The sequence below is a fragment of the Victivallis vadensis genome (assembly GCF_003096415.1).
Taxonomy (GTDB): domain Bacteria; phylum Verrucomicrobiota; class Lentisphaeria; order Victivallales; family Victivallaceae; genus Victivallis; species Victivallis vadensis.
Map to the genome: position 1 here is coordinate 22,579 of NZ_QEKH01000029.1, position 14,446 is coordinate 37,024.

A 14,446-nucleotide genomic window follows, 5' to 3' on the forward strand; every position below is an offset into this window, starting at 1 on the left:
CATGCCGGACAACGACGTATTTGTCGAAATGGAGTGCTGCCAGCTCTGCCACGACGGCGAGGATGTCTGCGGGGACGATTACCGCTTCGAGCGGCTGGAAAACGAGAACCGCCACCTGGCGGTGCTCTCCGACGGGCTGGGCAGCGGCATCAAGGCGAACCTGCTCGCGTGCATGACCACCACGATGGCGCTGGAATTCATCCGTTCCAACATGGATGTGCTGCTGTCGGCGGAGATCATCATGGATACGCTGCCGGTCTGCGAGGTGCGCCGGATCAGCTATGCGACGTTTTCGATCTTCGACCTGCAGATCGGCGGCAAGTCCCGGATCATCGAGATGGACAACCCGCCCTTCATCCATCTTCGCAACGGCAACGACCTCAAGGTGAACCGCCAGAGCATGGTCTCCGAACGGTGGCCGGACCGGCGGGTCCGCCTCGCCGAAATCTACGCGATTGCGGGCGACCGGCTGATCGCCTTCTCCGACGGCGTCACGCAGGCGGGACTGGGGCAGCCGGGCAACAAGTTCGGCTGGCGGCGCGAGGGCGCGCTGGCCTTTATCCAGAAAGCGATCGAAAAGGACCCGGCCATCTCCGCGCGCGACCTGTCGCAGATGGTGGTGATGGCCGCCCGCGGCCAGAACAAGGACAACCGCTGCATCGACGACATCAGCTGCATGGTGATTTACCTGCGCAAGCCGCGGCGGATGCGGCTGCTGACCGGGCCGCCGTTCCGGGCCGACTCCGATGCCGCTTACGCCGATCTGGTCCGGAACTTCGACGGCAAGATCGTGCTCTCCGGCGGCACCACCGCGAACATCGTGTCGCGCGAACTGGGCCGCCCGCTGGAAGTGGATATGAAGCTGGTGATGAAGGCGGGCAGCCTGCCTCCGCCGGCGAAGATGAAAGGGGTGGACCTCGTCACCGAAGGCATCCTGACGCTGACCGATGTGGCGCAGCGGTTGGAAGCCGATCCGCCGCTGACAACACCGGTGCCGCTGGTTTCCAAAGAGCTGATCGCGCTGTTCCGCGCCAGCGACGAAATCGAATTCGTGGTCGGAACCAAGGTGAACGAGGCCCATCAGGACCCGAGCCTCCCGGTCGACCTCGAAATCCGCCGCAACATCGTGAGGCGGCTCAAGCATATTCTGGAGACGAAATACCGCAAGCGGGTGCTGCTCCGTTATTTTTAGAAACCCAGGCCGCGGCGCAGGCCACGGTCAAAACATACAAGGAAAACATGATATGAGCGAGACGAATAAGATAAAGGTCGAGATCTGTCTGGGAACCACCTGTTACGTGCTGGGATCGTTCCGCCTCTCCGCGCTGGAAGAACAGCTTCCGCCGGAACTGAAGTCGAAAGTGGACATCGTCGGGTGCGCCTGCCTCAATGTCTGCCACGACCGGAACTACGGCAATGCGCCGTTCGTCAGGATCGGCGAACGCATCGTCGACAACGCAACGGTCGAAAAGGTGATCGGCGTGATTCAGGAAATCGTCTCCGCCGGAGGAACCAATGAATAATGCCGAACGGACTCGCAGAGAGTTAATGATCCGATTCATCCGGGAGTTTTTCGACGGGACGCTGGCCGATTCCATCGACCGCATTCCGGTTGAACTGCGCCCGCGGACGGAGGAGCCCAACCGCTGCTGCGTCTACAAAGACCGCGCCATGCTCAAATACCGGCTGATGGCCCTGATGGGCTTCGGCATGGAGGAGGAGAAGGACGAATCCCGCCAGCTCAAGGAGTATCTGGCCGACGCCGTCGAGGGGCGCAACCACACCGGCCCGGTGCTTTCGGTCTGCACCGTCGGCTGCCACGGCTGCGTCGACAGCCACGTGCAGGTCAGCAACAGCTGCGTCGGCTGCTTCGCCCGTCCCTGCGTCGGCGTCTGTCCGAAGCAGGCGATCCAGGTGATCAACCAGCGTTCGACCATCGACCGCACCAAGTGCATCAACTGCGGCAAGTGCATGACGGTCTGCCCGTACCACGCGATCATCCGCAATCCGCTGCCGTGCGAAGACGCCTGCCCGGTCGGAGCGATCGGCAAGGGCGAGGACGGCCGCGTGCGCATCGATTTCAAGAACTGCATCTACTGCGGCAAGTGCTTCCGCGCCTGTCCGTTCAGCGCGATCATGGAGCGTTCGCAGCTCGCCAACATCCTGACCGCGATGAAAAGCGGCCGCCCGGTCGTCGCGATGGTGGCCCCCTCGGTTTCGGACCAGTTCCCCGGCACCATCGAACAGCTCTTCACCGGCCTGCGCAAAGCCGGCTTCACCGAAATCCTCGAAGTCGCGCTCGGCGCCGAAATGACCACCGAGCACGAAGCCGAAGAGTTTTACGAACGCATGGAGCGCGGCGACCGGCTGATGACCAGCAGCTGCTGCCCGGCCTGGGTGGAAGCCGCCAAACGCCACATCCCGGACATCGTGCCGATGGTCTCCTCCACGCCGAGTCCAATGGGCTACGCCGGGCAGCTCGCCCGCGAAAAATATCCGGATGCGCTGACCGTCTTCATCGGCCCGTGCATCGCCAAGCGCCGCGAGGCCCAGAACGACCCGAATACCGACTTCGTGATGACCTTCGAAGAACTCGGCGCGCTGTTCGCCGCCCGTGAAATCGACCTGATTTCCCTTGAAGGCGAGCAGCTTGAACGCCCCGCATCCGTCTTTGCCCGGAACTTCGCGCACAGTTGCGGCGTCAGCGAAGCCATCCTCGAACAGATGGGGCACGACAATCCCGATGCCAACTTGCCGAAAATCGACGGCAAGTTCATCAACGGCCTCGACCGCAAATCGGTGAACCTGCTCAAGATGTACGCCAAGGGCAAACTGCCCGGCAACTTCGTCGAAGTCATGGCCTGCTCCGGCGGCTGCGTCGGCGGTCCCTGCTCCCTCGCCCGCTAGCGGTGCTGAGGAAGCCTCCGGCGGCCGGGGGCGCTTCGCCCTTGCCCGTCGGAGACAGTTGTGCGCTATGCGCCCAGCTACCGGTGCCTGATTGAAAATCAGACCGCGTAGCACACAAGGTCTGCCGCCCGGCAGGGCGGGCTGACCTGCCTGCCGCGAAGGCGGCATGGCTTTCCCCACCGCGAATCGCCGCCGTCGTGGCGGGAAGCGAAACAGCTCCTGAAGGACCAGAGCCTGCAATACCTTTGTATCGCGGTACTTCAAGTCGAGCCGAAGAAAAATCACGGCTGGCCGGAATCTTCGCCTGTTTTGAACCCCTCTGTCGTGAAAGGGGCCTGAAACTGCGCATCATTCCGGCGGAACGCGAACTGGACTTTCCGGTATCGGAATGTGTCCGGCCTCCCACCTTCTTTACCGAACCGTCTGAAATGCTACGAGGAAGTGATCATGCCGCTGATACGGAGCCTCGGACAGAAACTTTATCATTCTTACGCCGGAACCGGTAGAACGGTTTCTCATGCTGAAATGCTACGAGGAAGTGATCATGCCGCTGATACGGAGCCTCGGACAGAAACTTTATCATTCTTACGCCGGAACCGGTAGAACGGTTTCTCATGAATCAAAGCGGGCCGGATTCCCCTCTTTAGATCAGCGGCAATTCGACAGTTTCCAGACTCCTCTACAGTTCATCTTCCCGGAACACCCGGACCGGCTTGCCGCGTTCCAGCTCCCGGTGCGCCCGCCATGCCTCCAGGCCGAGCCGGGCGGAACCGGCGCTGCCGCGCGTCGCCACTTTCGCCGCCAGCCGCGCCAGCGCCAGCTCCCGGTTGCGCAACTGCGAGCGTTCCTCGCCTGCAACCGCGCACTGGCCGGTCGGACGATGGAACGCCTGAATCCGGGTGTTGCTGGTATTCACGTGCTGTCCGCCCGGCCCGCTTGAACGCGACGCCGAAAACTCCACGTCGTTCGGATCGAACGCCAGTTCCGGCTCCGCCTCAAAGAGCCGGATTCCGGCATACCAGTTGCGCCGTTTGTGATGGGGGCGGAACGGACTGGCGGCGATCCACTGAATCGTCCCCAGCCACGGCGCGACCGACACGGCCGCGCCCTCCCCTTCCAGCTCGAACAGCACCGATTTGACCAGCGACTTTTCCCGGTTGCCATTCAACGCCACCTCGCGGAAGCGCACCTCCCGCCGCAGCTCCGAAGTCAGGCGTACCATCAGTTTCGCGACCAGAAGCTCGCACTCCTCCGGTCCCTGCCCGGAGGAGATTTCCAGAAACAACCGCTTCATCTCATTCCCCCTCCTTCGGACTCTTCCAGGTCAGCACCGGCCTCAACACGCCGATCACCCGGATCACTCCGGCGGCGGCGAGGTCGTCCACCACCGTTTCGATGTTTTTATACGCCTCGGGCGCCTCTTCATAGAGCAGCTGCCGGTCGGAGCAGACCACCACGCTGCCGAGCCGGGTGCGTTTCAGGTTCTCCGGCTTGAAGCGCGTTTCCAGCCGGGAACGGGTTCCCTGCCGGTTCCACTTGCGTCCGGCCCCGTGCGCCGCCGACCAGAGGTTGCGGGATTGCTCCCCCGCCGGTTCAACCAGATAGCTGAATGTGCCGCGCGAGCCCGCGATCACGAAAGGAGCTCCCTCCGCCGTCGCCGCCGTCCCCTTGCGGTGAATCCAGCCGGAACCGGCGGGAGCGGGCAGGATGCTGTTATGGCAGTTGTCCGAAACCAGTTCCCCTTCCCCTCCCGCCGCCGCCAGGAAGCCGGCGGCGATCAGGCGGCGGTTCAGCTTCGCCCACTCCAGCAGCCGATCGTGGGCGGCGAGATATTTCCGGCCCGGTTCGCTTTCGGGAACCAGGCCTCCTTTCGGCGTCCGTTCCAGCAGCGCCTGACCGTGCCCACGGCTGCCCGAATGAACCAGCAGCCAGAGGTTCCTGCGGTCGATTCCGAGCGTTTCCGCCCGAACCGGATCACGCACCTCCTCGAAACCGGTCAGTTCGACGAAATGGTTGCCGCGCCCGGCCGTGCCGAGGTCACGCCGCAGCCACGCCGGCCACTGTGCCGGAAATTCATACTCCGGCGTTTCGGGAAGATGGGCGAGCAGCCGGCGTTCCAGTTTCGCCGCCTTGAATTTTCCGGCCGCGAGGCCGGTGCGAAAGAGGGCGATGCCGCAGCCGACGTCCCCGCCCGCCAGTTCGGGATAGATCACGCCTTCGCTGAGCAGCGCCGCCCCCACTGGAGCGGAAAGCCCCGGATGCAGGTCCGGCATTCCCGCCGCGGCGATCATGCCGGGCAGTTCCGCGGCGCGTTTGAGCTGTTCGACGGCCCGCCCCTCCATCCAGGTCGAGGCGGAATGAAAAAAGACAATCTTGTCCTGTGTATTCAAAATAGAAATTCTCCGGAAATACAATTACAGTGAATAAAAAGCAGAAACCCGCCGATCACTGACCGGAGAATGCAAGAGGCAAAAGAAGCACACCGCCGCAGACCGGCTCAGTCGATCGGAAGACCCGCAAGTTTTGAAGTGAAGTTCGACATTATGCACCTCCATTGAAGTTAAAACCGCTTTACTATACCATTCGGACAGCGTGGTGTCAAGCCGTTTTTCCGGCGGAAACATTTTTTCCGCATTGACGTACCTTTTTCCGGCTGCTATATTAAAGGGAAAACAGGATGTCATACCATGATTTTCAAGGAAGCGCTCTCCCCAGAGCGGCAGGCGTCGTCACAACACAACTACTGCATGTTCAACGTGATCAACGGCCTCTCCTATATGTGCCTCGGAGAAACCGTATTGATCCTGCTCGCGGTGCAGCTCGGCTGCCCGGACTACTTCATCTCCACCCTCGGCGCAATGCTCTACTTCGGCTTCCTGCTGCTGCCGCTCGGCAAAATCATGACCGCCCGGGTCGGCGCGGCCCGGGCGCAGGCGTACTTCTGGGTCGCCCGCAACGGAGCGGCGCTGATGGTCGCATCCGCATCGGTCTTCGGTTATTTCAGCATGATGAAAACCGCGATGGCGCTGCTGCTGATCGGTTCATTCTTCTTTTACGGCTTCCGGGCCGCCGGAGTGGTGATGTCCCAGCCGCTGATCGGCGACTTCACCGACGACCGCAACCGCGCCCGGGTAATCGCGGTCAGCGTCGGGCTGTTCTACGTTTCCTGCCTGATCGCGCTGCTGACCATCAGCTTCGTGCTGCATCTCAGCCCCAGTTTGTGGACCCTGACCGGTATCGTGGTGGTCGGAGCCTGCCTCGGCTTCACCTCGTCGCGCTTCCTCGCCCGGATCGACGAAACCGAAAACATCCGCCGTTCCGCCCGCCGTCCCATCCTGCCGGAATTGAAGAACATCCTCGGCACCGTCACCATCCGGCGGCAGATCATGGCCGGATTCATGGTCAACCTCGGCGTGATCATGCTCGTACCGGTTTCGATGCTTGCGCTGAAACGGGGCTACGGCGTCAGCGACACCGACGCGCTGATGTTCGCGCTGGTGCAGTTCACCGCCTGCGCCGTGATGTCGTTCCTCTCCGGAAAAGTCGCCGCCGTGATCGGCCCGCGCAAAACCATTCTGATCGGCTACATCCTGCTGCTGTCGATCGGAGTGCTCTGGCTGGTCGCCCCCTCCTCCCTCAACGGCTTCTACATGGCGCTGCCGTTCTTCTTCGCCGGCGGAACCATGGTCAGCATGAACAACTCCGTGACCCACTACTTTCTGCAGACCGTACCGCCCGAAAACCGCGTTGCCGCCTCGATGTTCGTGTCGGTCGTCACCGGGGCCTGCTCCGGAGTCGTCGGCATGATCCTCGCCGGGTTTCTGCTGAAACTCTGCATCACCGATCCCGGCGACCTGCTCGCCGGCTACCGCGTTTATTTCCTGGTCGCCGCCCTGCTGCTCTCACCCGGCATCTGGCTGATCAGCCGCCTCACGCCCCTGCCCTCCGAAAAGCGCAGGCTCCCAAAAAGCTGGCAGGACGTCCGCTGACGCTTTACCCGCTTTTACCGGAGCGGCCACCTGCCTCCGGCGGTCCGGAGCGCTTCGCCCCCGGAACCCCAGACCGGCAAGGTGCCGGCGCCGGGTACGGTTTCGAGGTTTTTGCTGCGCAAAAACCTCGAAACCGGGTTGATGGATAAGGCTGAATCACCATTGGTGCGGCGTGTAATAAGGCCAAAACGCCATTTACACAGCGCACAAATAAGGCTGCAAGGTCACTTATGCGGTACATAAATAAGGCTGCAAGGCCATTTACGCGGCGCACAACAAGCGCGGGCGGCAAGGTGCCGCCGCCGAGTGCGCACGCCAATGCCCCTCCGGGGGGCGTGCGGCGGCTGGCACGCGCAAAGCATGGTCGGTCTGTATCACCACTTATACAGTACATAAATAAGGCTGCATCACCACTTACGCGGCGCACAACAAGCGCGGTCAGCGCCGCGAACGGCGGCAAGGTGCCGCCGCCGGGTACGCACGCCAATGCCCCTCCGGGGGGCGGGCGGGCAACTAGTACAGGCAAGGCATCGGTCGGTCTGTATCACCACTTATACAGTACATAAATAAGGCTGCATCACCACTTACGCGGCGCACAACAAGCGCGGTCAGCGCCGCGAACGAATGTGAGGGAATTACTTGCCTCTGGCAAGTAACGAGGAACGATAGTGACGAAGCCGAACGTAGTGAGCGAAGCCCCTCCGGCGTAGTGAGCGTAGCGAACGGTGAGGAGTTGGCCGCCGCAGGCGGACAAGTAAGCGGCGAAGCCGCGCCCGCGAGCGGAAGTGCTCCGCAAACAGACCAGCCTCCGCCATCGGCGAGGGGGTCCGGGGGACGTGCGCGACGTCCCCCGGAGCCATCCGCAGGCCGAAAGCGCGGTGCTCGCTACCCTCCGGGCAGTTTCGCCTGTGCTTGCACTCAAAAGTTGTTACCCTCCGGGCAGCTCTGCCTGTTCTTGGTGCAATGCAAAGTCGAATATAAAACTCATGTACGATTTGAAAGCGGAGATGAATCTCCGCACTCCAAAGACGCTTCGCGTCGCGGGAGCAAGCCTTCCGGCGACGCACTCCAAAGACGCTTCGCGTCGCGGGAATCTGAAAATAAAAACAGCCGCCCTGAGATCGGGGCGGCGGATTCGTACATCGAAAATCAGGATGAAACAATCAGCGGCGGAGCTTGCGCAGGTATTTCTGATAGGCGTCTTCGTTCATCATATCATCCAATTCGGAACTGTCGAAATTGGTCAGGCGGCAGAGCCAGCCCTTGTCTTCGGGGGATTCGTTGATCAGGCCCGGTTCGTCGGCCAGCGCCTCGTTGACCTGCGAAACGGTCCCGCTGATCGGGGAATAGATTTCGCTGGAGGAATTCACCGATTCCACTTCGCCGAGCCGGTCGCCGATGATGAAGTCGTCCTCTTCCTCCGGCAGTTCGACGTAGGTGATGTCGCCGAGTTCATCGACTGCGTATTCGGAAATACCGACCGTCGCCTCATCACCGACGATCTCCACCCATTCATGATCCTCTGAATAATATTTCATTCCGTAAATATCCTCATTTAGCTTTTCATGACCCTGTTGATACGGGTAAAAATCAATTAACGTGTTCCGGCAGTAATTGACCACAAAACTAATAAATTTCAAGCTCTCATCCATAAAATATCATATTTTTTCTTGTTTTCAGCAGCCTGAAATGGAAAACTTCCATCAGCCGCCTTTCTTCCGCCTGGACCGGTAACAGCCAAGAAAATCCGATATTTTTCCGATTTGCTCTTGCTTTTTGAACAAAAATGATTCATAATATGGCTAGAATTGAACAAGATTGTACAAATCGGAGATTGTCATGTCTACAAGTCCGCGTCGGAAAGTCATCGAAGCGATCCGCGAGCAGATCACTTCCGGCCGCTATACGGCGGGCTCCCGGCTGCCGACGGAGCTGGAACTGGCCGATGAGCTGGCCGTGGCGCGCGGCACGGTTCGCAGCGCCCTGCGCGAACTGGCCGAAACCGGCGTGGTCGAACTGCGCCGGAAGATCGGCTGCTTCGTGGCGGAGCACAATCCGCTTCAGCCGCGGCATCCGCATCGGCTGGCGGCATTCGTGGTGCCGTCCATGCCGGGACGCCACTCCATGTACGGGCGTCTGCTCGAAGGGCTGGAACAGGCCGCCTTCGCCGCTGACTGCGACCTGAGTTTTTTCAATCTGGCCCAGAGTTCCGAAAAAGCCCTTGCCGTGGTGGAAAAGCTGAAAACCAGACCGCTGGCGGGCGTGATCTTCAGTCCCCTGGTTGTATCGGATTACTATCGGGTCAACAGTGAAATCCTCGATCTGTTTGAAGCCGGTCGGATTCCCTATGTGACGATTGACACGCCGGTGGCGCGGGGCGGAATCATCCGCGGAAATTTCGTCGGAAGCGACGGTTACCACGGGATGCGGCTGCTGGTCCGGACCTTGGCCGGACAGGGTTTCCGCCGCTTCGGCAGTCTCCGGGTATTCGGCGGCGTTTACACCTCCGACCAGCGTTATCAGGGCGTCACCGACGAGCTGGCCGCGCTCGGGCTGCCGTTTGAAGCGGCGTTCCATCAGGAGATCGCCGATGTGCCGCTGCCGGAACAGGGACGCGAAAAAGTGCGCCGGATGTTCCATTCCCGCTCAAACTTGCCGGAGGTGCTGTTGTGTACGCACAGCATTCTCGCGCGCAATGCCGCGGATGAGCTTGCCCGGCTCGGTTTCCGCGTTCCGGAGGAGATCACGGTGGTCGGCTTCGACGCCCCGAACGACCAGGAACCTTTCGGATTCGCCGCAATGCGCCAGCCGTTTGTGGAAATCGGCCGCCGGGCGATGGAAATCCTGCTCGAATCACCACCCGGCTCCATCCGTCAGGAATTCATCCCCTGTCAACTGGTTCTCAATCCAAACGTCAAGGAGACTGCCGCACCGTCCGTCATCACAGCTTGAAACTCCCGGTTCCCTGCGCATCCGAATTTCAGCCTGCCCCATATTCAACAATAACGGAGGAATGCAGAAATGAGACATAGCTTCTTTACCTTAATTGAATTGCCGGTTATTAAAACTTGTCAAATATACAATCTCTTTCCATATACCGCTCGGCGTAAAAGAGAGGGGTTCGGGGGAGAGAAAGCGGCGACTTGCGCCGCGTCTCTCCCCGTACCAACCAATCTGAACATTTCTTTTATCCTCCGCAAGCCCTCACGTCTCTGCCAATGCTCTGCAAGCGGCAAGTCGGAGCAAAAACGTGAAGTTGCCTTTCCGCAGAAAAGCGGGAAGGCAACTTCACGTTATTGCGGATCTTCTTTCTCCGCCGAGCGACCGCTGCTCCGCCTGTCGACCGTCCCGTACCCGGCACCGGCACCTTGCCGGACGCAGGGGGCGCGGGGGGCGGCGGACACGCCCCCCGTATTCCGCCGTTTAAGGCCGACCACCGCAAAATTTACGCTTATCGAGTTGCTCGTAGTGATTGCTATTATTGCGATTCTGGCCGCGATGCTGCTGCCGGCGCTGAACAAAGCCCGCGATGCCGCCCGCCAGAGCAGTTGCGTCAACAATATGAAACAGCTCGGCACCTACTCCGGCATGTACGCACATGAATCCGGCGGCTTTCCGGTGCCGGGAGCCAACGGCGCCAGCGATCCGTACGGCAGCGTGAATCCGGGTTTTGCCTGGTATTTCATGACCGCTTATCAGGGAACCGATCCCTACACCGGAGCCACCAGACCGGGAATCTTCCTCTGCCCGACCGATTCGCGCGGTTCATGGGTCGACGAGGGCTGGACCAAGCTCCCGAACAGTTCCTACGGCGCCGGATACGGCATGTACAAGAAGGCGGTCAAGGACTCAATGATCAGGACCTCCTCGCGTTTCCTGCTCTTCGGCGAATGCAACTACATCGACGGCCCCAAGATCGAGAACATGCGGATTCACGAGAAAAAAACCGGCTTCATCAACGGCGCCAACTCGGTTCTGGCCCCGCACTCCGCCAACACCGTCATGACCATGGGGGACGGCCACGTCGAAACCCTGCGGTACGTCAACTCCAATCTCTGCACCGAACCGGGCGGTTCGGAAGCGGTTCAAAGCATGATCGACCGGCGCTTCGACCCGACTTACGCCAACTGGGGCCTGAAAGTCCCGCGCCTTCCGTAAACACAACTCTGGAGAATGTATGAAAACCCCGGAAACCTCCCGCAACTTCACCCGCCGGCGCGATCCGGCAAGCGGCGCCGCAAGCCTGATCCTGACCGGACGGGTCGCCGCCTGCCAGCAGTCGTTCTATTTCGTCAATGACGGCTTTTCGGCGGATGGCCGTTACCTGTGGTTCTACTGCGCAAACCCGCCGTCGAAGGCCTACTGCCTCGGGCTGCTCGATTTTGAATCCGACCGGATGCACGTCTTCCCGGAAACTCAGTTTCTCGACGCCTCCCCCGCCGTAAAGCCGGAGACCGGAGAGGTCTGGTTCTTCAGCCGCACCGAACTGTGGAAACTCGCACCGCACCCGGAGGCCAGACCGGAATATGTGAACCGCCTCCCGGATGAGATCGTCCGGGGCCGCAATCCGGTGCGCGTCGCAACCCACATCACCTTTTCCCCCAGAGGCGACGCCATCTGCATCGACGCCGGATTCGGCCGCGAGTGCTTTCTCGGCGAAATGCCGCTCGACGGCGGCCCCTGCAATATCTGGGAACGGATTCCGTTTTACGCGAACCATGCCCAGTTCTCCCCCGTCGATCCCGATGTGATCCTGTTCTGTCAGGACGGCTGCAACGACATCGTGACCGGCGAGTCCATCCCCTATACGCAGCGCATCTGGACCATCCGCCGCAACGGCAAGGCCGCCGCCTTCTTCCCCGGCGAGGAAACTCCGATGCACGGCCACGAATGGTGGAGCGCCGACGGCAGATACATCTGGTTCGTCCACTACGGCCACGGCACCTTCAAGGCGGACCTGAACACTCATGAGTTGATTCGCGTCCGCCCCACCCCGCTGCCAATCTCCCACTCCCACGCCGACCGGACCGACACGCTGCTCGCCACCGACATCTGCTGCGAAGAATGGGACCACATGAGCGTACTTTTCACCGACCTGACCAACGGGAAGGAGGTATTTCTGGTCAATGCGATGCCGAAAATTCCGTACATCAAACGCAATTACCACTGTCATCCGCACCCGCATTTCAGCGTTTCCGACCGCTACATCACCTATACGACAACGCTCAACGAACAGGTCAACGTCGCCGTCGCCCCCGTCGCCCCGCTGCTTGACCGCACACGCGGCTGACCGCGGGACTTTGCCTCCGGCGGCCGGGGGGCGAAGCGCCCTTGCCACCGGAGGTAACTTGTGCGCTACTGCGCCCAGCTACCGGAGCCTGATTGCAAATCAGGCCGCGTAGCGCACAAGGTCTGGAGGCCGTAAGGCCGCAAGACCCGCCTGCCGCGAAAGCGGCATGGCTTCCCGATGACCCGGATTTTTGACAGACAACAGCGAAAGGAACAACGATATGCGTATTTTCTCTACCCATCTGTTAGGCGGGCTGATGCTCGCCGCGACGCTCGCCGCCGCGGCGGCGGAACCGGTTCCATTGAAGGCGCAGGGCGACAATTTCGTCGATCCCGCCGGCAAGCCCGTGAAACTCTGGGGCATCAACCTCGTCGCGTTCTACCCGGACCGCCCGACGGCGGCGGCGACCGCGAAAAACCTCGCGTCGCTCGGCATCAACTGCGCCCGCCCCCACCACATGCTGCGTCCTTCCGGCGACTGGAATCCCGGCATGGCCAGCGGCGCGCTGATGGATTACCGCAGCGATTCGATGACCCCCGCCCCCGAAGCGTGGGACCGGTTCTTTTTCCTGACGAACGAACTGCGCAAAAACGGCATTTACCTGCTGCTTTCCGTCGGCGACACCCGCCATTACCGCCCGGACGACGTGAAGGTGCTCGACGGCGGCGAAGCGGACAACCTCGCGTGGCGGAAATCCGTCGAGGAGATGAACCGACGCCACTGGAAAGAGGCGATCGACGCCCGCAAAATGATGCCGCTCTTCGACGAACGCGCCGCCCGCGTGGTCGAAAACTACGCCCGGCGGCTGCTCACCGCGGTCAATCCCTATTCCGGCCGCAAATTCGCCGACGATCCGCAACTGCTGACCGTCGAACTCCTGAATGAATTTGCGCTCGACTATGTGGTGATCTGCAACAACCGCCTGCCGGAGTACCAGCACCGTGAACTCACCGCCCAATGGGAGGCCTACCTGAAAAAACACGGCACAGCCCCCTGCGACTTCTACACCGTCAGAGCGCCGGAACAGGTCAGGCTGCGCGCCGATTTCATGCGCGAAGCCCAGACCCGCTATTTCCGGCGGCTGGAGAAAGTGATCCGCGAGTGCGGCTACCGCGGCTCCATCCTCTTTTCCAACCTGTGGGAAGGCGAACCCGCCGCCCGCCTCAACGCCGAACTCAACGGCTCCATCGAGGATCACTGTTACGCCGACCCGCGCGTCTACCTCGATCCGAAGGATTTCGTCCATCAGAAAACCCTCACCAAAGTCGCCGGCAAGCCCTATATCCTCGGCGAATTCAACCACAGCGAGGGAGGCCGCGACCTCGACGACCAGAAGCGGAAACGCGCGATGCTGCCGCTGGCCGCCGCCGCCAACGCCGCGTTTCAGGAGTGGTCCGGCATCGTCTGGTTCGCCTGGTGTCACGGCGGCGGCGCGGTCGGCTCCGACGGCTGGGCCAGACGCGAGGGGCGCGTCTCCTCGCTCGGCAACCTCGTCGAAGACGGCATGACCCTCGACCACCTGCGCACCGCCGGGCTGCTGTTCAAAAACGGCATGGTCCGCCCCAGTGCTTCCCCCGTCCGCCGGCACCTCGACGACATCCCGCCGGTCCGCGACTATCACGGGCTGATGCGCGGCCGGACCGGCTACAAACCCGGCTGGCAGAGCATCCACGCCATCCATAAGGTATTCGGCAAACCAACTCCCGCCGCCGACGCCGCCGCGATGAACAGGATTTCAACGGAAAACCCGCCGGAGCCGCTCGTTTCCGACACCGGCGAAATCATCCGGGATTTGAAGCGGCGTCAACTGCTGGTGAAAACACCGTTCGCCAACGGTTTCGGCGGCGAATCCGGCGAATCCGGCTCCGTCGCGCTGCCGGTGCTCGGTTACCGGGGCCAGCCCGGTTTCGTGACCTTCCTGCTGGTCAGCGCCGACGGCCGCAGCCTCACGCAAAGCGAATCGCTGCTGCTGAGCCGCACCACCCTCGACGCGCAGGGCAAGGAGGCTGACGACGGCGTTTTCACCCTGACCGGCCTCTCCGGCGACTTTTGGACAGGACGGATCACCCGTCCCCGCGAAGCCGCCGGCAAAACCGTGACGCTCCGCCGCAGCAATGGAATCTGGGAACTGCCGGCAGCCGGCTGGCATGAAATCGAACTTACCGCAACCGACTGAAAGAAACCGCGGCCGTAAAAAAGCAGCGACGCAACCTTGGAGTGCGGAGATTCATCTCCGCTTTCTAAAGACGCTTCGCGTCAG

General features: G+C 61.4%; 11 protein-coding genes. 8 read left to right on the forward strand and 3 right to left on the reverse strand.

The window, feature by feature from the left end; all coding sequences use genetic code 11:
- Position 1: 1 nt before the first annotated feature.
- Genes C8D82_RS15635 through C8D82_RS15645 form a run of 3 tightly spaced genes read left to right on the forward strand, consistent with a single transcriptional unit; the run spans position 2 to position 2,907 of the window.
- Positions 2–1,192 (forward strand): SpoIIE family protein phosphatase, encoded by a 1,191-nt coding sequence (locus C8D82_RS15635; protein ID WP_116885226.1) that lies wholly within the window; start codon positions 2–4, stop codon positions 1,190–1,192.
- Positions 1,193–1,244: 52 nt separating this feature from the next.
- Positions 1,245–1,523: an NAD(P)H-dependent oxidoreductase subunit E gene (locus C8D82_RS15640; RefSeq protein ID WP_116885227.1), complete on the forward strand. Its 279-nt coding sequence runs from the start codon at positions 1,245–1,247 to the stop codon at positions 1,521–1,523.
- A gap of 25 nt (positions 1,524–1,548) precedes the next feature.
- A complete protein-coding gene (locus C8D82_RS15645; protein ID WP_165833123.1) occupies positions 1,549–2,907 on the forward strand; it encodes a monomeric [FeFe] hydrogenase in 1,359 nt (452 codons plus the stop codon).
- 679 nt (positions 2,908–3,586) lie between these two features.
- On the opposite strand, the gene prfH is transcribed toward C8D82_RS15645, so the two are convergent.
- Together prfH and C8D82_RS15655 are read right to left on the reverse strand one after the other, a co-directional pair.
- A complete protein-coding gene (gene prfH / locus C8D82_RS15650; protein ID WP_116885229.1) occupies positions 3,587–4,201 on the reverse strand; it encodes a peptide chain release factor H in 615 nt (204 codons plus the stop codon).
- A 1-nt stretch (position 4,202) separates the two neighbouring features.
- A complete protein-coding gene (locus C8D82_RS15655) occupies positions 4,203–5,297 on the reverse strand; it encodes an RNA ligase RtcB family protein (protein ID WP_207776153.1) in 1,095 nt (364 codons plus the stop codon).
- Between the two features lie 297 nt (positions 5,298–5,594).
- Here C8D82_RS15655 and C8D82_RS15660 point away from each other — a divergent pair, with 297 nt between their 5' ends.
- Positions 5,595–6,896, forward strand: a complete 1,302-nt coding sequence (locus C8D82_RS15660) for an MFS transporter (RefSeq protein WP_116885230.1) — start codon at positions 5,595–5,597, stop codon at positions 6,894–6,896.
- A 1,163-nt stretch (positions 6,897–8,059) separates the two neighbouring features.
- Here the strand turns inward: C8D82_RS15660 and gcvH are convergent.
- Complete coding sequence (gcvH, locus tag C8D82_RS15665) at positions 8,060–8,434, reverse strand: glycine cleavage system protein GcvH (protein ID WP_116885231.1); 375 nt, start codon at positions 8,432–8,434, stop codon at positions 8,060–8,062.
- Between the two features lie 301 nt (positions 8,435–8,735).
- On the opposite strand from gcvH, the gene C8D82_RS15670 reads away from it, so the two are divergent.
- From C8D82_RS15670 to C8D82_RS15685, 4 genes are all read left to right on the forward strand, one after another.
- Positions 8,736–9,848, forward strand: a complete 1,113-nt coding sequence (locus C8D82_RS15670) for a LacI family DNA-binding transcriptional regulator (RefSeq protein WP_116885232.1) — start codon at positions 8,736–8,738, stop codon at positions 9,846–9,848.
- A 516-nt stretch (positions 9,849–10,364) separates the two neighbouring features.
- A complete protein-coding gene (locus tag C8D82_RS22370) occupies positions 10,365–11,054 on the forward strand; it encodes a DUF1559 family PulG-like putative transporter (RefSeq protein WP_207776154.1) in 690 nt (229 codons plus the stop codon).
- A gap of 19 nt (positions 11,055–11,073) precedes the next feature.
- A complete protein-coding gene (locus C8D82_RS15680; protein ID WP_116885234.1) occupies positions 11,074–12,186 on the forward strand; it encodes a hypothetical protein in 1,113 nt (370 codons plus the stop codon).
- Between the two features lie 220 nt (positions 12,187–12,406).
- The gene (locus C8D82_RS15685) at positions 12,407–14,362 is read left to right on the forward strand and encodes a hypothetical protein (RefSeq protein ID WP_116885235.1); all 1,956 of its coding nucleotides are present in this window, start codon (positions 12,407–12,409) and stop codon (positions 14,360–14,362) included.
- The last annotated feature ends 84 nt before the right edge of the window (positions 14,363–14,446 follow it).